The sequence below is a fragment of the Frankia sp. Allo2 genome (assembly GCF_000733325.1).
In the GTDB taxonomy this organism is placed as follows: Bacteria; Actinomycetota; Actinomycetes; order Frankiales; family Frankiaceae; genus Frankia; species Frankia casuarinae.
On sequence record NZ_JPHT01000006.1, the window covers coordinates 111,249 to 128,151 of the forward strand.

Here is a 16,903-nt window from a genome sequence, read left to right on the forward strand (position 1 = left end):
GCCGCGCGTGTTCTGAGCCGCCGCGCGGGGTCATCCGGCCGGCGCCGCCCCGGGTGGCCGGTCGGGCGGGAGGTACCCCGGCGTGTCCCAGGGCTCACCACCTGCGGGATCGCGGCGCTTGGCGCCCCTCCGCGCCAGCCAGCCGTCGACGAACAGGCTCTCGGCTGCGGTGAGGGTCTCCCGCAGCGCCGGGGGAACCTGATCGATGAAGACCCCGCACACCCCGGGCAGGGCAGCCACCTCCGGCGCCCGGGAGGGGGGCAGCGCCACGAGAGCCAGCCGGGGGCGCAAGGCCGAGGTCACGGTGCCGAGGACGGCCAGTTCGGCCAGTGGGTCGACACCCGTGCCGGTCGAGAAGCCCCGGTCCGGCCGATGGAAGACGACCAGTAGCTCCGGCTCGGTTTCCCACACCGGGCCATTGTCCCGCGAACGAACCCGGATGGAAGGTCCCCAGGCACCGACGGTCCACCGCCCGGGCTCCCGGTCCACCGCCCGAACCCGCGCCCGGTGAGAATCACAGCCCTTCGTGGATGGACACCATGGCTACCGGGGGACAGGGTTGGGACAAACGTCCGACTCCTGGTCGTGGACCCGCCCCAGGCGGTCCTCGCCCGACCGCCGCCGGCCGCTTCCGGTCCCGTCCGGGGCCGGAGAGGGCAGGGCAGGAAGAAGGCACCGCAGTTGAGCGAGCGGCTTCCTCTGTTCCCGCTCGGGACGGTCCTGCTCCCCGGGCTGGTCCTACCCCTGGAGATCTTCGAGGAACGGTACCGGATCTTGGTGCGGAAACTGCTCGAGCAGCCCGCCGACCAGGTCCGACGGTTCGGAGTGATCGCCATCCGGCGAGGCCGGGAGGTGGGTCCGGCCCTGCCGGCGATCCACGACGTGGGCTGCACCGCCGTGCTGCGGCGCGTCCAGGAACACTCCGACGGGCGGTTCTCGCTCATCACGGTGGGCGGTGACCGGTTCCGGATCCGCACGGTGGACCGGCACAGCGAGCCCTACCTCGTCGGGGATGTCGACTACCTGCCGGACGACGTCGGCGACACCGACGACACCGACGACACCGTTCCGGCAGTCCAGCGTCTGCTCCGAACCTACGCCGACCGGCTCGCCGCCACCGGCACCGTGCAGATCTCGCTGCCGGACCTCCCCGACGACCCGATCGCCCTTTCGTACGTGATCGCCGCCGCCGCCGTCACCGACGTCACCGAACGTCAGGGGCTGCTCGCCGCGCCGGACGCGGCCAACCGACTGCGGGCCGAACGGGCGCTGCTCCGCCGGGAGATCGGCCTCCTGGAAAAGATCACCACCATCGGATCGAGCGAGTTGCGCCGGGTCGATCCCAGCCCGAACTGACCCCCGCCCGAACTGACCCCAGCCCGAACCGTGGGACGTTCGCCACCCGGGGGATCGACGCTCAGTCCCCAGCCCCGACCTCAGCCCCAGCCCCGTGGCCGGGCGCGTCGCCGGGCGCGGTCGGACCCCGCCTGTCCTCGGCGGCGTCCGACTGGGCCCGCGAGGTCACCCACAGCCCGACGAGGAGTACGAGCAGGGCGGTCACCGGCATGACAAAGTAGAGCCCGCCCGCGCGGACCTTCATGTCCACCAGGTCGGTGAGCAGCGGAGAGGCGTCCTTCGGCAGCGCGTGCAGCAGCTGGGGCGAGCGCCGCAGGTGGCCGATCCAGCCGGCGATCAGCGAGCCGCCGATACCGCCCGCGGCGAGCCCGACCGGGACCGGCCATCCCGCGTCCCGGACCCGCCAGCACGCCACGGCACCGCCGATCACGCCGGCGACCGCGCAGATCAGGGCGAACCGGACGTCGATGTCGCTCTGGACCGTAAACGCCGATTCATGCCCGTCCAACGCCACGGCAAGATCCAGATGCGGCGCGGTCGCGGCCCAGAGCAGGCCGAGCGGGAAGCCGGCGAGCGCCATCGCCGCCGCGCAGATCAGGCCGGCGACGGCCGCCGAACGAGCACCGAACGCCCGGCCCGGGTTCCGCCCGGGCGGCGCCGGTTCACCGGCCGCGGGGACGGCGATCGCCGGATCGAGGGTCGGCTGACCAGGGTGGTGCGGCCCGTCCCCGGGTGGGACGTCCCCGGGTGGGACGGACAGCGCGACCGGCTCGACTCCGCGGATGCCCGACGACCGCTCCATCATGACGCGCTTTCTGCCACTGGCTGTCTGTCTCCTCGTCCCCGGCCTACCAGCATCCCCGGCCTACCAGCGCGTTGTCGCCGACCGGCCGCAGGCCGTTGACCCTACCGCGCCGGTCGGTCCCGCAGCAGTCCTGCTACTACGCTGGCCCCGCTAACTATGACGCCCTCAGGACGTGCCGACACGGCGCAGTGCCATCGCCGCGACAGACAGCGCCACCATCCCGACGGCGGCGCAGATCCCGAGGTCGAGGACCACCTTCGCCCAGTCGACACCGGGTTGGAAGGCGGCCGCGAGGGCGTCCACCGCGTAGCTGCTGGGCAACGCGTCCCGCGCCCAGCGGCCGACCTCGGGCAGCCGGCCGGAGGGGATCACACCGAAGAACAGCACGATGCTCATTCCGAGCTGGCCGGCGACGGTCGCGAGCTCCGGCCGAGGGGCGAGCAGGCCGATCGCCGCCCCGAGCCCGGACAGGCAGATCCCGGCGAGCGCCACGACGGGCAGCAGCAGCCACAGGCCGGACAGCGGCAGCCCGTAGAGCAGCGCCCCCAGCACCGCGGTGACGACAGTGCCGGGCGCCGCGAAGGTCGCGTACGAGGCCGCCGTGCCCAGCACCACCGCGACGCCGGGCACCGGCAACGTGAGGTAGTAGTCCAGGGCACCGGCCGCCCGCAGCGCCCCGAACCGCTGGGCCAGCAGGTTCAACGCGACGAAGGCGACCACGAGCACCGTGGAACCCGCCACGACCTGCCCGGCGGCCGTGGTGTCGCCGACGTCGAGGATCCCGCGCAGCAGCACGAGGATCCCGACCGACTGGAACGACGCGACGAACAACAGGGGGATCCGTCCCACCTTGGAGCGGGCGAGCTGCCCGCGGTAGACCGCACCGAACGCGGTGCGGAACGACGTCGGCGGCGGCAGCTGCGGCGGGGCACTGCTCGGCGGGGCGGAGGCCGACACCGGCCGCGTGGCGGGAGCCGGGCGGCCATCCGCGACCGATGGCGCCGGCACCCCGGGTGCCCCGCCACCGGGTGCCCCGCGCGCGTCCGGAACGACGGTCACCGGAAAATCACGATCATGCGCGCTCCAGGTCCCGCGACCTGCCGCCGAGGGTGAGGTACACGTCCTCCAGCGAGGGGGTGGCGAGACTGAAATCGTCCAGCGCGGCGAACGCCGGGCCGGCGGTCAACCGGCCGAGGGCGTCACGGGCCGCGGCCGGAGCCAACCGGATGGTCCACCGCCGTCCGTTGACCACGGCGAGCGCGGCCAACGTCGCGACGGTGGGGTCGTCCGCGGGCGGGTCGTGGCGCCACGCGAGGTCGAGCCGGACGTCACCGGACAACGATGCCTTGAGCTGGCCCGGAGTGTCGCAGGCGATCACCCGCCCGGCATCCAGGACGGCGACCCGGTCAAGCACCGACTCCGCCTCGAGGACGTTGTGCGTGATCAGCAGGACGGTGACACCGACGGTGTCCCGGCGACGTTGCAGCGCCGACCACACGGCCCGCCGGGCGACGGGGTCGAGGCCGGTGGTCGGCTCGTCGAGGACGAGCATCGGCCGGTCCCCCACCAGGGTGGTAGCGACACACGCCAGCCGGCGTTGCCCACCGGACAGCTTCGACAGCGGGCGATGCGCCACCGCCTCCAGACCGAGCTCGCCGAGCACGGCGTCACGGACCGCCCGCACGGCGGAGCGGGGGACGCCGCGCATGCGGGCGGTGGTCGCCACGGCGGTGGCGACCGGCAGCTCGGCCAGCGCGAGATCGTCCTGGCCCAGATAGGCGGCGAGCCGGGCCGGCAGACCGCGGGCGGCCAGCACGTCGCGGCCAAAAAGGGTAATCGTGCCCGCGTCCGGCCGCAGCAGACCCATCAACTGGCGGACCAGCGTGGTCTTCCCGGCGCCGTTCGGCCCGAGCACCCCGAACACCTCGCCCTGCCGGACGTCGAGATCGATCCGATCATTGGCGAGAACGGCATGCTCACCCGTCCCGTGCCGCCGGGTGAGCCCGCGGACCGCGTAGCTCAACACATCGACCATTGTCGCAGTCGGAGCCGGTCGATGGTCCCGGGCCGACAACGGGCGCTGATCACACCGCGCTGCTCATCCACACCACGACGTCGAGCATCCGCAGCGGGGTGATCGGGGGACCCGCGACGGGTACCAGCGCCCCGAGCCGGCGGAACTCCTCGGCGTTCTCCCGCAGGTCGTACTGCATCGCGCGGATGAGCAGGCCCATGTACTGCCGCCAGGACCGCCCGTCCCGCGGCGACGGCGGGACGCAGTCCTCGTGCTGGTAGAAGATCCTCACCTTGGAGTCGAACAACGGGACCAGGGCGGGCCGCTTGCGGTGCAGCACCTTGGCGATGAGGGAGCCCTTGACGTCCCGGTCGGAGACGTCCGGGTCGTCGAGGGGGTCGTAGAGCGCGGCGACCAGATCGAGGGTGACCTCGTCGGCCTCGATGAGCTCGATGCCGGGAGGAAGCCTGTCCAACGCCCGCTGCAGCAACGGCATCAGCGCGGTGAGCGTGTGCATCCGATCCAGGTCCACGTGGACGCCGAGCAGGCACGGGGCCAGGAGATCCCCGGTGCACAGCAGATCCGGATCACTATTGGTGACCAGGCCGTCGTAGTACGGGTAGGCGTAGCGCAGACCTCGCTTGCGCGGCCCCAGGTACTCCTCGAGCAGGCTCTCCGCGTCGAAGACCTCCCGGGTGCCCTTCGCCAGCTTCAACCTGGGTCTCCTCATCATGATCCGTGAACTCCCCGGCCGGTCGCAACCCCAGGTGACGAAGCCGGTCTCGCCCCTCATCCTCTCCTGTCCCGGTCGACGATGGCGCAGGGGTCGGATGCCACGCCAGAACGGTCACCGTCCGCCACCCGTGCCCGGCACGTCGTCCGATCATGCGGACGGCTCAACCGGATCAGCGACGGTCCGGGGACAGTGGGATGAATCTCACACCCGGCGGCCCGCTTCCCGGTGGGGCCGGATCCACCACCCGCACCCGGGGATCGGTTTCGAGCTGCGAGAGCCGGCCGGCCGGGGCGCGGACCACCACGGCGAACAGACACCCGCACCCGGCCCGCAGGTCGTTCGCCGCCCGCCGCTCGCGGTCGGCGGCGGCGGTGTTGCCGACCTGTGTGTCGGCGGCGGCTCGGGCGTCCGCCTGGGCCGCCGCCGACCCGAAGGCCGCCCGGACGTCGGCCACCGGATCGCGCACGACGGCCTGCTCCTGTTCACCCCCGATACCGGCGGTGAAGAACACCTGGACGGTCCGGAAGTCGCCGAACACCTCGAGCAGGTCGGCGGGGGNGCGGGGCGCGGTGAGACTGGCCACGGCGTAGAGATCGGCGCCGGGGGCGGCCGAGGTCAGCAACGCGAGGTTCTGCCGGCTGGCGCCGAGGTAGTCGGCGACCGGGTCGTTCGGCCCGGGGCCGATCGTCACCGCGGGCAGCGCGGGCGCCACCGGCTGGTCGGGCGCCGCCGGCTGGTTCGCGGACGTCGCTGCCTGCTCGGTCGCCGAGGAGGACGGTCCGGACGACGGAGCATGATCGACGCCCTGCAGGATCGCGGCCGTCGCGCTCACCACGATCAACGCGACGAGTCCGAGGACGAGCATCCGGACGCCCCAGTCCACCACCCCGCCGGGCGTGACTCCGGCCACGTCGAGCAGGGCCGGCGGACCGTCATCGTCGTCGGAGCCGGCAGGCGAGGGCCGGACCCGGTCCCGGGTCCGGCGGACCCGACCGATCTCCCGCTCCGCCAGGCCCACCATCCACGCCCGGACGATCGCGATCGCGCGAGAGGTCGCCGGCAGCGTGCGGGCGTCGACCCGATCGAGCAGCGCCCCCAACCCGTGGACCGGTGGGCGCACGGTGGACCACCCCCGGCAGGCGGGGGCCGGGGCCGGCACCGCTCCCCCGGGTGCCGCGGGAGCGGGCACCGGCGCCGAGGTCGCCTCCCCGAGCGTCGCCGGCTCCGTCATGGCTGGTCCCGCAGCCGTTCCACCGCCTCGGCCAGGTCAGCCGGGTCCGGACTGGTGAACTCGACCCGTCCGCCGTGACCGGGATGATCGAAGGACAGCCGCGCCGCGTGCAGCCACTGGCGGGTCAGGCCGAGCCGCTCGGCGAGCGTGGGATCGGCCCCGTAGGCGAGATCCCCGACACACGGGTGCCGCAGGGCGGACATGTGCACCCGGATCTGGTGGGTGCGCCCGGTCTCCAATCGCACGGACAGCAGGGAGGCGGCCCGGAACGCCTCCTGGAGGTCGTAGTGGGTGATACTCGGCTTGCCGTCCGCGACGACGGCGAACAGCCCCGGCCGGCGCGGATGCCGGTCGATCGGGGCGTCCACGGTGCCCCGCAGCGGATCGGGATGGCCCTGCACCACGGCCCGGTAGCGCTTGTCCACCGTACGGTCACGAAACGCCCGTTTCAGCAGGGTATATGCGCGCTCGCTCTTGGCGACCACCATCACCCCGGTGGTACCGACGTCGAGACGGTGCACCACCCCCTGACGCTCGGCCGCGCCCGAGGTGGAAATGCGGTATCCCGCGGCGGCCAACGCCCCGATCACGGTCGGTCCGGTGAAGCCGGGCGCCGGATGGACGGCGACCCCGACCGGCTTGTCCACCACGATGATGTCGTCGTCGTCGTAGAGAATGCCGAGAGCCTCGACCGGCGTGGGTTCCACCGCCACCGGACGCGGCGGAGCGGGCAGCCGGACCTCCAGCCAGGCACCGCCGCTGACCCGGTCGGACCGGCCCCGGACCTTCCCGTCGAGGCTCGCCTGGCCGTCGTCGACGAGCGCGGCGGCCACGGTCCGCGACAGCCCGAACATCCTCGCGATCGCCGCGTCGAGACGGACGCCGTCGAGCCCGTCCGGGACCGGCAGGGACCGCAGGTCACCGCCCGTGATGGTCACTGCCCCCGCCGGGGGGATGATGCTCGGCGTAGCGCGTGCCGTCCAGACCCACGCCGCGCAGGGACAGGATGACCGCGAGCACGCCGCCGCAGACGATCGCGGAGTCGGCCACGTTGAAGATGGGCCAGTAGTGGAGGTGGACGAAGTCCACGACGTGACCGCGCAGGGGACCGGGCGCGCGGAAGAGGCGGTCGGCGAGGTTGCCCACCGCCCCGCCGAGCAGGGCGCCGAGCACGAGAGCCCACCCCACCGACCGCAGCCGGCGGGCGGTGAACACCACCACCGCGACCACGGCCAGGGCGACCAGGCTGAGTAGCACCGTCGCGCCGCCCGCGAGGCTGAAGGCCGCTCCGGAGTTGCGGGTGAGCTCCAGGTCGAGCAGGCCGGGGATGACCTCGACAGGCCCCCGGTCAGACAGGGTGGCCACCGCGACATGCTTGGTGAGGATGTCCGACAGCAGGACGATCGCCGCCGCGACCGTCAGCGTGGCCACCGCCCGGCGGGAACCGACGGTAGGGCGAGCCTCGTCCCGCCCGTGCGGCACCGGCGTCGACCCCCCGGGCGGGGCCGAGGGCTTCGTCGACATCGCCGGCGCGACGGACCCCGCGCCCGGGGTGACGCCCCCCGGCGCGGTCACCGCGTGATCGACGGGATCTTCGGACACACCGCTCCCGATGGTCGGCACCTCTCCTACCGGACCACTCTACGGCCCCGAGTCCCGACGATGAACCGGCCGCGCGGCGAAGGGCCGAGCCGGGGACGGGACCACTCGTCCCGCTGAGCTACGCTGATGGACAGCGGTACGGCGTGGACGGGGACGAGTAGCGGCGGGCGCAGCCCGAGCGAGCCGGGGTCGGTGGAAGCCCGGTGGCCAGCGCGTCGCGAAGATCACCCCCGAGCCGCCGGAAGAACGGAATCCGGTCGACCATCGGGTCCCCAGTAGATCCGGCCGCCGCGAGGACAACGAGGGGCCATCCCTCGGCCCGATCCGGCCGAGCGGGTGCGCAAGGAGGGTGGTACCGCGGTACCCCCGGTCCGGGTAGGACAGGCGGCCGGCGCATCGGCCGGATGGTCACGCCCGGGACCGGTGAGGCGTCGTCCCTCCGTTGGAGAACCAGCCCGACGGAGATTACGACTATGGAGACCGGGTCCCCACGATGAGCACCCCTCTGCGGCATCCCACCTTCGCTCCGCTGCCCGCCCAGGTGGACCTGCCCGCCCTGGAGCGGGAGACGTTGGCCCGCTGGCGCGACACCAAGGTGTTCCACCGTTCGCTGGAGGCCACCGCGGACCGCCCGCTGTGGGTTTTCTACGAGGGCCCACCCACCGCCAACGGCAGGCCGGGGGCGCACCACGTGGAGGCCAGGGTCTTCAAGGACCTGTTCCCCCGCTACCGGACGATGAAGGGCTACCACGTTCCCCGGCGGGCGGGCTGGGACTGCCACGGGCTGCCCGTCGAGCTCGCGGTCGAGAAGGAGCTCGGCTTCACCAGCAAAAACGACATCGAGGCGTTCGGCATCGCCGAGTTCAACGCCCGGTGCCGCGAGTCGGTGCTGCGCCATGTCGCGGACTTCTCCGCGATGACCGAGCGGATGGGCTATTGGGTCGACCTCGATGGCGCCTACCGCACCATGGACACCAGCTACGTCGAGAGCGTCTGGTGGTCGCTCAAGCAGATCTTCGACCAGGGCCTGCTGGTCGAGGACTTCCGGGTCACCCCGTACTGCCCGCGCGACGAAACGCCGCTTAGTGACCACGAGGTGTCCCAGGGCTACTCGGACGTCGACGACCCCTCGGTCTACGTCCGTTTCCCGCTCGTCGCCGACGCCCTGGGCCTCGCCGGGCAGGGTGCGCAGCTGCTGGTATGGACGACGACCCCGTGGACGCTGGTGTCGAACACGGCGGTGGCCGTTCACCCGGAGGNGGAGTACGTCCTGGCCCGCGCGGGGGACGGGGAGTTGTTCGTCGTCGCCGAACCACTGGTCACCGCGGCCCTCGGCGAGGACGCCGAGATCGTCGAGCGGTTCCGCGGGGCGGAGCTGGCCGGTGCCCGCTACACCCGCCCGTTCGAGCTGCTGGCGGCCGAGCGGTTCGCGGCCGGCACCGGCGTCCCGCACTCGGTCGTGCTCGCCGACTACGTGACGACCACGGATGGCACGGGCCTGGTCCACCAGGCGCCAGCGTTCGGCGCGGAGGACCTCGCGGTCTGCCGGGCGAGCGGGCTGCCGGTGGTGAACCCGATCGGGACGGACGGTCGCTTCCTCGCCGACGTCCCCCTGGTCGGTGGGATGTTCTTCAAGGATGCCGACGCGCCGCTGACCGCCGACCTGCGCGAGCGGGGCCGGCTGTGGCGGGCGTCGACGTATACGCACAGTTATCCGCACTGCTGGCGCTGTCACACACCGTTGATCTACTATCCGCTGCCGTCCTGGTACATCCGGACCACCGCCATCCGCGACGAGCTGCTGGCGCAGAACGAGCGGACGACCTGGCACCCCGAGCGGATCAAGACCGGTCGGTACGGCGAGTGGCTGCGCGGCAACGTCGACTGGGCGCTGTCCCGCAACCGATACTGGGGGACACCGCTGCCGGTCTGGCGCTGCGACGACGACCCCACCCACCTGGTGTGCGTCGGGTCACTCGCGGAGCTCTCCGAGCTCGCCGGGCGGAACCTGGCCGACCTCGACCCGCACCGCCCGTTCGTCGACGAGGTCACCGGGACCTGCCCGACCTGTGGCGGCGCCTCGCACCGGGTGCCCGAGGTGATCGACGTCTGGTATGACAGCGGCGCGATGCCGTTCGCCCAGTGGGGCGCCCCGCACCACAACCTCGCGGCGTTCACCCGGCAGTACCCGGCGCAGTACATTTGCGAGGCGATCGACCAGACCCGCGGCTGGTTCTACACGATGATGGCGGTCGGCACGCTGGTGTTCGGCCGCTCCTCCTACGAGACGGTGCTCTGTCTCGGCCTGCTCCTGGACGCCGACGGCCGCAAGATGAGCAAGCATCTCGGCAACGTGCTCGATCCCTTCGAGCTGTTCGAGCGGCACGGCGCGGACGCGGTCCGCTGGCTGATGCTCGCCGGCGGCTCGCCGTGGGCGGACCGCCGGGTGAGTCACGAGGCGATCGAGGACATCGTCCGCAAGGTCCTGCTCACCTACTGGAACACCTCGTCCTTCTTCGCTCTCTATGCCGGGGCAGCCGGCTGGCGCCCAGGCGCGGACCCGGCCGCGGACCCGCGCGCGACACCGCCGGCCCGACGGCACGTGCTGGACCGCTGGGCGCTGTCCGAGCTCGCGGCCACCGTCGCCGAGGTGGACGATGCGCTGGAGANCTTCGACTCGCTGCGGGCCGGGCGGCGGATCGCCCGGTTCGTCGACGACCTGTCCAACTGGTACGTCCGCCGGTCCCGCCGCCGGTTCTGGGCCGGCGACGCCGACGCCCTGAGCACCCTGCACACCTGCCTGGACGCGCTGACCCGGGTGATGGCGCCGTTCACGCCGTTCCTCACCGACTGGCTGTGGTCACGGCTGTTCGCCGACGCATCCCCGCGGACCCCCGACTCGGTGCACCTGGCCGCCTGGCCCGAGCTCCCGGCGGGGCTGCACACGCCGGAGCTCTCGGAGCAGATGGATCTCGTCCGGCGGATCGTGGAACTCGGCCGCGCCGCCCGGGCCGCCAGCGGGGTGCGCACCCGCCAGCCGTTGCCGCGGGCGGTCGTCGGCGCGAGTGCCTTTGACGAGCTCTCCCCCGAGCTGATCGCGCAGATCACCGAGGAGCTCAACGTGACCACGGTGGAGCCGGCGACCTCGGAGGTCGTCGACATCTCGGTGAAGCCGAACTTCCGGGCGCTGGGGCGGCGCTTCGGCAGGAACACCAAGGCGGCCGCCGCGGCCATCGCGGCCGCCGGTCCTCCCGTCAACGGACGGCTCACCGTCACCGTTGACGGGGAGGACGTCGAGCTGTCCGGGGACGAGCTGATCATCACGGAGACGCCGCGGCAGGGCTGGGCGGTCACCGCCGAGTCCGGGCTCTCCGTCGCCCTCGACCTGGAGATCTCCCCGCAGCTCGCCCGCGCCGGGCTCGCCCGCGACGTCGTCCGGGTGCTCCAGGACGCGCGCAAGGCGGCGGGGCTGGAGATCACCGACCGGGTGGACGTCTCCTGGGCGGCGACGCGCGAGGAGACCGCGCTCGCTCTGCGTACCCACGGTCAGACGGTGGCCGAGGAGGTGCTGGCGGTCTCCTTCACCGAGGCGGCCCGCACGGAGCTACCTGCGGCGCAGCCGCGCGAGACGGCAGCCCGCTCGGCGGCCGAGGAGCTGGGCCTGGCGTTCACGCTCACCCGGCACGAGACGACCGGCGGCTGAGACCGAGGCCCGGGGTCAGCGAGAGGCCCGGGGCCAGCGAGAGGCCCGGCGTACTGCTCCCGCCGGGAGCAGCGCCGCGGCGGCCAGCGTCAAGATCAGGGACGCATAGACGAAACCGCTGCCGGCGAGGATGCCGACCACCGCAAGAACCGTACACAGAGCAAGAACCGCTCCACAAAGCGTCAGCATCTCTCGATCACCCCATCACGAGACCGGCCGTCCGCGCCGGTGCCGAGGGCCACGCCGGACCCGCCGAGGGCCGCGCGGTGGATGATCAGAACTCCTGCATTCCCGGGGCGTCCCGCCGGGTGGCGTCCATGTCCGGCCGGCCGTGACCGTTGTCGCGGGCCATGGCGGCGCCGGCGGGCAGGGGCGGACCGGGCGGGAAGGTCGGCTGGTGGGCGGGGCTCTGCGCAGCGCCACTGGGCCCCATGCCCACCGCGGGCGGTGTGGGTCCNCCNCCCGGGTTGAGGCCCGGCCGCGGAGGCCCGCCGGCACCGACGGCCGGCTGGGTCGGCATGCCGTCCAGGTCCCGCAGCTGCATCTCCAGGTAGGCCCGCAGCCGGGTGCGGTACTCCCGCTCGAACGCCCGAAGCTGCTCGACCTGGCCCTCGAGACGACGCTTGTCGTCCTCCAAGCCGCCGAGCTGCTCGGCCACGTGCGCCCGGGCCTCACCGATGATGCGGTCCGCGTCCGCCCTCGCCTCGCGGCGGGCGCGTTCGGACTCCGCGCGCGCCTCGCGCAGCGCCTCGTCCGCCGTGCGCTGGGCCAGCACGAGGGTACGGGCGACCCGCTGCTCGATGTCGGCCTCCACCTGCGGGTTGCCGCCGGCCCGGGCGGGCGGTCCGGAGGTACCCACCGCCGAGATCACCGTGGTGGGGGCGCCACCCTGCTGCGGCGCGGGGGGCTGCGGCTGCTGGCCCCGCTCCCGGGCAGCCTGGGCGGCCTGGGCCTGCGCCTGGGCGATCTGGCGACGCGCCTCGTCGAGCTGGCGGCGCAGGCCCTGGTTCTCCTCGAGGATCTGCGCGGGCACGCCCGGACCACCACCGCCGGAACGCCGGGCCTCGTCGAGCTGCCGGCGCAGGTCGCTGTTCTCGTCCAGCAGCCGCGTCAGCTCGGCCTCGACCTCGTCGAGGAAGGTGTCGACCTCATCCTCGTTGTAGCCCGTGCGAAACCTCGTCGGACTGAAGACCTTGTTCTGAACGTCCTGTGGTGTCAGAGCCACGTCGCCTCCTCGTGCGGCATCGCCGCTCCCCGAAGAGAGGGCGGTCTGCGGGCAGTCTGCCGCGCCCGCGCTCGCGGTGTGCACAACAACCCCGTCACAGCCTCTGCGCATAGCTTCGAAGCACGATGACCACTAGGAAGAGCAGCAGGAACCCGAGGTCAAGCGCAACGCTACCCACCCGCAACGGCGGAAGAAATCGCCGGATGAATCGTAACGGAGGGTCAGTTACCGTGTACACGATCTCGAAGACCAGTACCAGCGGGCCGGTCGGGCGGAACGATCGGCTGAGGGCAAGAACCAGATCGATGATCCATCGTGCTATCAGGAGCAACAGATAGACCGTCAGCACCCAAAAGATCAAGCTTCCTACTGTGCTGATGGTGCTCTCTCCTGAGAAACGGGGGGGACGCGAACGCCCCCTGACTATGACTGGTTGTAGAACCCACCCTCGCGGATGCGTCGCTTGTCCGTCTCGGTGACCTCGACGTTGTGCGGCGAGAGCAGGAAGACCTTGTTTGTCACCTTCTCGAGGTCGCCCCGCAGCCCGAAGATCAGACCTGCGGCGAAGTCGACCAGCCGCTTGGCGTCGGCATCGTCCATGTCGGTGAGGTTCATGATAACGGGCGTCCCGTCCCTGAACTCCTCGCCGATCTGGCGCGCCTCATTGTAGCTGCGTGGCTGAAGCGTGGTGATCCGGTAGGGGTGCGACTCCTCCACCGCGGCCACCCTGCGCATCGGCACGGGACCGGCGGGACGCAGCGGTTCGACCGGTGGACGTCGCGGCATGGCGACCGGCTCCTCACGTGCGTCTATCCGACGGACCGTACGGTCCATCGGAACCGGTTCGTGCATAGCACGCCGGTCGTCACGACCGACCGCACGACCGTCGTCATAGTCGTCGTCGAGATAGTCCTCATCCTCCTCGGCCAGACCGAGGTAGACCATCGCCCTGCGCCCGAGCCCCATGGGCGCGACTCTAAGGGACACCAGGCCGTTCACCGAACAAAGCGGTGCCGATCCGAAGGTGTGTCGCGCCTTCGGCCACAGCGTCCTCAAGATCTCCCGACATGCCGGCACTGATGACGGTGGCCTGGGGATGCCCCACCTTCAGGCGTTCCGCCACCTCACGCAGTCGCGCGAACGCAGGTCGTGGCTGCCCCCTCCGGGGGGCGACAGCCATCACGCCTCGCAGGGCCAGTCCCGGCGCCTCCTCGACAAGATCGGCCAGGGCGGAAAGGCCGGCCGGATCGATCCCTCCGCGCCTCGAGCCGGCGATCGACGCGCCGATCTTCCCATCGGAAGCACCAGGGAGGTCCAACGAGACCTGGAGACAGATCGACAGCGGGCGGCCGCGTTCCATTGCCAGCCGGGAGAGCACTGGCACCAGGCTCACCCGATCCACCGACTGCACCCAATCCGCCCAACGAAGAACGGATCTGGCCTTGTTGCGCTGCAGTTGTCCCACGAAATGCCAGATCGGATCGTCGGAACCGGTGGCACCGGAGGACAGGCCGTCACCGGTTCCCTTGGCCGGGACGCTCCGTTCCCCGCCGATCAGCCGGGTGACGAGACTCACCTTCGGCCCGGCCTCCTGCTCCCGGTTCTCGGCGAAGTGCCGCACCCCGAGCGTGTGCATCATCACAACATCCTGGGGTGGGTAGGTTTTACTGACCGCAATGAGGGTGAGGTGGTCCGGATCACGGCCCGCGGCCCNGGCCGCCCCCNCGATCCGAGCCCGGACCTCGGCCAGCCGCTGCGTCAACCGGTCCAGGCGCGCCGGATCGAGCTCGATCGGGGCGGGCCGGTCCGGGGCAGGCCGGTCCGGGTCGAACGGTCCGTCGGACTCCCCCGAGCCGGATGCGCCATGCCTCGCGGGCATCTCGGGCCGGTGGATCATGGCGTCGGCCCGAGCCAGGCCAGACCGGCGAAGCGTCCCGTCCGACCCTCTCGACGGTAGGAGTAGAGCTCCGGATCCTCGGCGGTGCATCGAGCAGAAATTATTATATCGGTCACACCGGCGGCGGCGAGTTGACGACGGATACCGGCACGCAGGTCGATCGCCGCGGTGCCGACGCGGGTGGTGGCCGCACTCCCCGGCACCTGGGTATCCACCTCGCAACGAAGATCCTCCGGCACCTCGTAACAGCCGGCACAGATACATGGACCGATGGTGACACGGAGCTCGTCCCGGGCGGCGCCGAGCCGCTCGAGGACCCCAAGAGTGGCGTGTATCACGCCACTGGCCATCCCAACCCGGCCGGCGTGCGCCACTCCCACCACCGCGGGGGCCTCGAACAGCACCGGTGCGCAGTCGGCAACCATCACGGCGAGCACGAGGCCGGGGACATCGGTCACCAGCGCGTCCGCCTGTGGAGGCGGCCCGTGCCGACGCAACACGGCGACCTGCCTCCCATGCACCTGCCGCATGTACTGGACCGGCATCCGCAGCCGGTCGACGAGCCGGCGTCGGTTGACGGCGACGGCCTCGTCGGCATCCCCGACGTGGTCGCCCAGATTGAGTCCCTCGAACGGCGGGTCGCTGACCCCGCCCGAGCGCGAGGTGACGAGAACCGGCATGCCGGAAGTCTGCCTGGCACCGGCTACTTGAGGAAGTCCGGCACGTCCAACTCGTCGTCGTCGGCCACCGGCCGCACCGGCCGGCGAGGCGGGTAGGTCGGCCGGGGAGCAGTGCGCGGCGGCTCCGGGCGGTGCTGACCATAGGCCTGATCGACCGGCGGCTCCACCGGTTCACGGTTCGGCGGGGCGAGGCGAGACTCGATCGTCGGGATCACGGTCGATTCGGCCGTGGCGGCCGCAGCGGGTTCGTTCGAGGCCGGCGCCCCCGGCAGCGGTTCCGGGTGGTAATGACCGACGTTCGACGGCGCGATCGGCGGCGGGGGTGCCTGCAGGTAGCTCGGTGTGGGCGGCGGGACCGGCGCGACGGGCGGGGGCGCGGCGGGGGTGGCGGGGGCGGCGGGCGGCGTCCGAGACGGGACTGTGGAGATCGTCGGCAGCGGCGGCAGGATCGTTGTCGCGGGCGAGGTGGCCGGGGCGGCCACCGTCGGCGGCCCGGCAGCCGACCCGCCGGCCGGCCCCGGCGGGCGCCGCTGCCCCGCCGCGTTGAGGGTGCGGGTCCGCCGGTCCTGGACGGTGTCGAAGCCGGCGGCGATGACCGTCACCCGCACCTCGTCCCCGAGTGCGTCGTCGATGACCGCACCGAAGATGATGTTCGCTTCCGGGTGGGCCGCGTCGGCGACCAGCTCGGCGGCCGCGTTGATCTCGAACAGGCCGAGGTCCGACCCACCCGAGATGTTGAGCAGCACCCCCTGAGCCCCGTCCATGCTCGCCTCGAGCAGGGGGGACGCGATGGCCTGTTCGGCGGCGACGGTGGCCCGGTCGTCGCCGCGGGCCCGTCCGATGCCCATCAGGGCGCTGCCGGCATGGGACATGACCGTCTTGACGTCGGCGAAGTCCAGGTTGATCAGGCCGGGCGTGGTGATCAGGTCAGTGATGCCCTGGACACCGGAGAGCAACACCTGGTCGGCGCTGCGGAAGGCGTCGAGAACGCTGATGTCCCGGTCCGTCATCGCCAGCAGACGGTCGTTCGGGATGACGATGAGGGTGTCGACCTCATTACGCAAAGTGTCGATACCGGTGTCGGCCTGAGTGGCCCGGCGCCGACCCTCGAAGGTGAACGGCCGGGTGACCACACCGATGGTGAGTGCTCCGAGGGAGCGGGCGACGTTCGCGACGACCGGCGCACCGCCGGTACCCGTGCCACCACCCTCACCCGCGGTGACGAAGACCATGTCGGCCCCCTTGAGGACCTCCTCGATCTCCTCCCGGTGATCCTCGGCAGCCTGGCGGCCGACCTCGGGGTCGGCTCCGGCGCCGAGGCCTCGGGTGAGCTCACGGCCGACATCGAGTTTCACGTCGGCGTCGCTCATGAGCAGGGCCTGGGCATCGGTGTTGATGGCGATGAACTCGACGCCCTTGAGACCGACTTCGATCATCCGGTTGACGGCGTTGACGCCACCACCACCGATCCCGACGACCTTGATGACCGCGAGATAGTTCTGTGGGGCAGCCATGCGGTGTCGGTCCTCCAGCGGCGTCGGTGGTCGGACGGGGGTTACCCCGCCCCTGCGCCGCCGCGGGAAGGCGGAGCCGCGCGGCGAGCGAGGAAAGCAGTCGAAGTCTCAACCTTCACCGTCAGCTAGACGGTTACAGT

Annotated in this window: 17 protein-coding genes; 2 read left to right on the forward strand and 15 right to left on the reverse strand. The window is 72.0% G+C overall.

What is annotated here, in order from left to right:
• Positions 1-30: 30 nt before the first annotated feature.
• Positions 31-411 (reverse strand): hypothetical protein, encoded by a 381-nt coding sequence (locus ALLO2_RS06915; RefSeq protein WP_023840530.1) that lies wholly within the window; start codon positions 409-411, stop codon positions 31-33.
• A 270-nt stretch (positions 412-681) separates the two neighbouring features.
• On the opposite strand from ALLO2_RS06915, the gene ALLO2_RS06920 reads away from it, so the two are divergent.
• Positions 682-1,356 (forward strand): LON peptidase substrate-binding domain-containing protein, encoded by a 675-nt coding sequence (locus tag ALLO2_RS06920; RefSeq protein ID WP_011435874.1) that lies wholly within the window; start codon positions 682-684, stop codon positions 1,354-1,356.
• Positions 1,357-1,417: 61 nt separating this feature from the next.
• Here ALLO2_RS06920 and ALLO2_RS23145 read toward each other — a convergent pair whose 3' ends face one another.
• The 7 genes from ALLO2_RS23145 to ALLO2_RS06955 all read right to left on the reverse strand — a co-directional run bounded on the left by ALLO2_RS23145 (position 1,418) and on the right by ALLO2_RS06955 (position 7,744).
• Positions 1,418-2,161, reverse strand: coding sequence for a hypothetical protein (locus tag ALLO2_RS23145; protein WP_011435873.1), 744 nt, complete (start codon positions 2,159-2,161; stop codon positions 1,418-1,420).
• A gap of 165 nt (positions 2,162-2,326) precedes the next feature.
• Positions 2,327-3,220 carry an ABC transporter permease gene (locus ALLO2_RS06930; RefSeq protein ID WP_076804224.1) on the reverse strand — a complete coding sequence of 298 codons (894 nt, stop codon included), beginning with the start codon at positions 3,218-3,220 and terminating at the stop codon, positions 2,327-2,329.
• A gap of 13 nt (positions 3,221-3,233) precedes the next feature.
• Positions 3,234-4,196, reverse strand: coding sequence for an ABC transporter ATP-binding protein (locus ALLO2_RS06935; RefSeq protein ID WP_011435871.1), 963 nt, complete (start codon positions 4,194-4,196; stop codon positions 3,234-3,236).
• Between the two features lie 49 nt (positions 4,197-4,245).
• Positions 4,246-4,890, reverse strand: coding sequence for a DUF6308 family protein (locus ALLO2_RS06940; protein WP_035730575.1), 645 nt, complete (start codon positions 4,888-4,890; stop codon positions 4,246-4,248).
• Between the two features lie 190 nt (positions 4,891-5,080).
• Entirely contained in the window at positions 5,081-6,142 is a 1,062-nt protein-coding gene (locus tag ALLO2_RS06945; protein WP_035730577.1) for a hypothetical protein, read from the reverse strand.
• Positions 6,139-7,080 carry an RluA family pseudouridine synthase gene (locus ALLO2_RS06950; RefSeq protein ID WP_011435868.1) on the reverse strand — a complete coding sequence of 314 codons (942 nt, stop codon included), beginning with the start codon at positions 7,078-7,080 and terminating at the stop codon, positions 6,139-6,141. The genes ALLO2_RS06945 and ALLO2_RS06950 overlap by 4 nt, the downstream gene beginning before the upstream one ends.
• Positions 7,061-7,744 (reverse strand): signal peptidase II, encoded by a 684-nt coding sequence (locus ALLO2_RS06955; RefSeq protein WP_023840534.1) that lies wholly within the window; start codon positions 7,742-7,744, stop codon positions 7,061-7,063. The genes ALLO2_RS06950 and ALLO2_RS06955 overlap by 20 nt, the downstream gene beginning before the upstream one ends.
• Before the next feature lie 493 nt (positions 7,745-8,237).
• Here ALLO2_RS06955 and ileS point away from each other — a divergent pair, with 493 nt between their 5' ends.
• Entirely contained in the window at positions 8,238-11,447 is a 3,210-nt protein-coding gene (gene ileS / locus ALLO2_RS06960) for an isoleucine--tRNA ligase (protein ID WP_035730669.1), read from the forward strand.
• Between the two features lie 15 nt (positions 11,448-11,462).
• On the opposite strand, the gene ALLO2_RS27770 is transcribed toward ileS, so the two are convergent.
• The 7 genes from ALLO2_RS27770 to ftsZ form a co-directional block, all read right to left on the reverse strand.
• A complete protein-coding gene (locus tag ALLO2_RS27770; RefSeq protein ID WP_255361184.1) occupies positions 11,463-11,588 on the reverse strand; it encodes a hypothetical protein in 126 nt (41 codons plus the stop codon).
• Between the two features lie 133 nt (positions 11,589-11,721).
• Complete coding sequence (locus tag ALLO2_RS06965) at positions 11,722-12,672, reverse strand: DivIVA domain-containing protein (protein WP_011435865.1); 951 nt, start codon at positions 12,670-12,672, stop codon at positions 11,722-11,724.
• Positions 12,673-12,766: 94 nt separating this feature from the next.
• On the reverse strand, positions 12,767-13,021 hold the full coding sequence (locus ALLO2_RS06970; RefSeq protein WP_035730579.1) for a YggT family protein: 255 nt from the start codon (positions 13,019-13,021) through the stop codon (positions 12,767-12,769).
• A gap of 74 nt (positions 13,022-13,095) precedes the next feature.
• Positions 13,096-13,638, reverse strand: coding sequence for a cell division protein SepF (locus ALLO2_RS06975; RefSeq protein WP_023840535.1), 543 nt, complete (start codon positions 13,636-13,638; stop codon positions 13,096-13,098).
• A 10-nt stretch (positions 13,639-13,648) separates the two neighbouring features.
• Positions 13,649-14,551 carry a YggS family pyridoxal phosphate enzyme gene (locus tag ALLO2_RS06980; RefSeq protein WP_232234944.1) on the reverse strand — a complete coding sequence of 301 codons (903 nt, stop codon included), beginning with the start codon at positions 14,549-14,551 and terminating at the stop codon, positions 13,649-13,651.
• Between the two features lie 14 nt (positions 14,552-14,565).
• Positions 14,566-15,249, reverse strand: a complete 684-nt coding sequence (gene pgeF, locus ALLO2_RS06985) for a peptidoglycan editing factor PgeF (protein WP_023840537.1) — start codon at positions 15,247-15,249, stop codon at positions 14,566-14,568.
• 23 nt (positions 15,250-15,272) lie between these two features.
• Complete coding sequence (gene ftsZ / locus ALLO2_RS06990) at positions 15,273-16,763, reverse strand: cell division protein FtsZ (RefSeq protein WP_011435860.1); 1,491 nt, start codon at positions 16,761-16,763, stop codon at positions 15,273-15,275.
• Positions 16,764-16,903 lie beyond the last annotated feature (140 nt).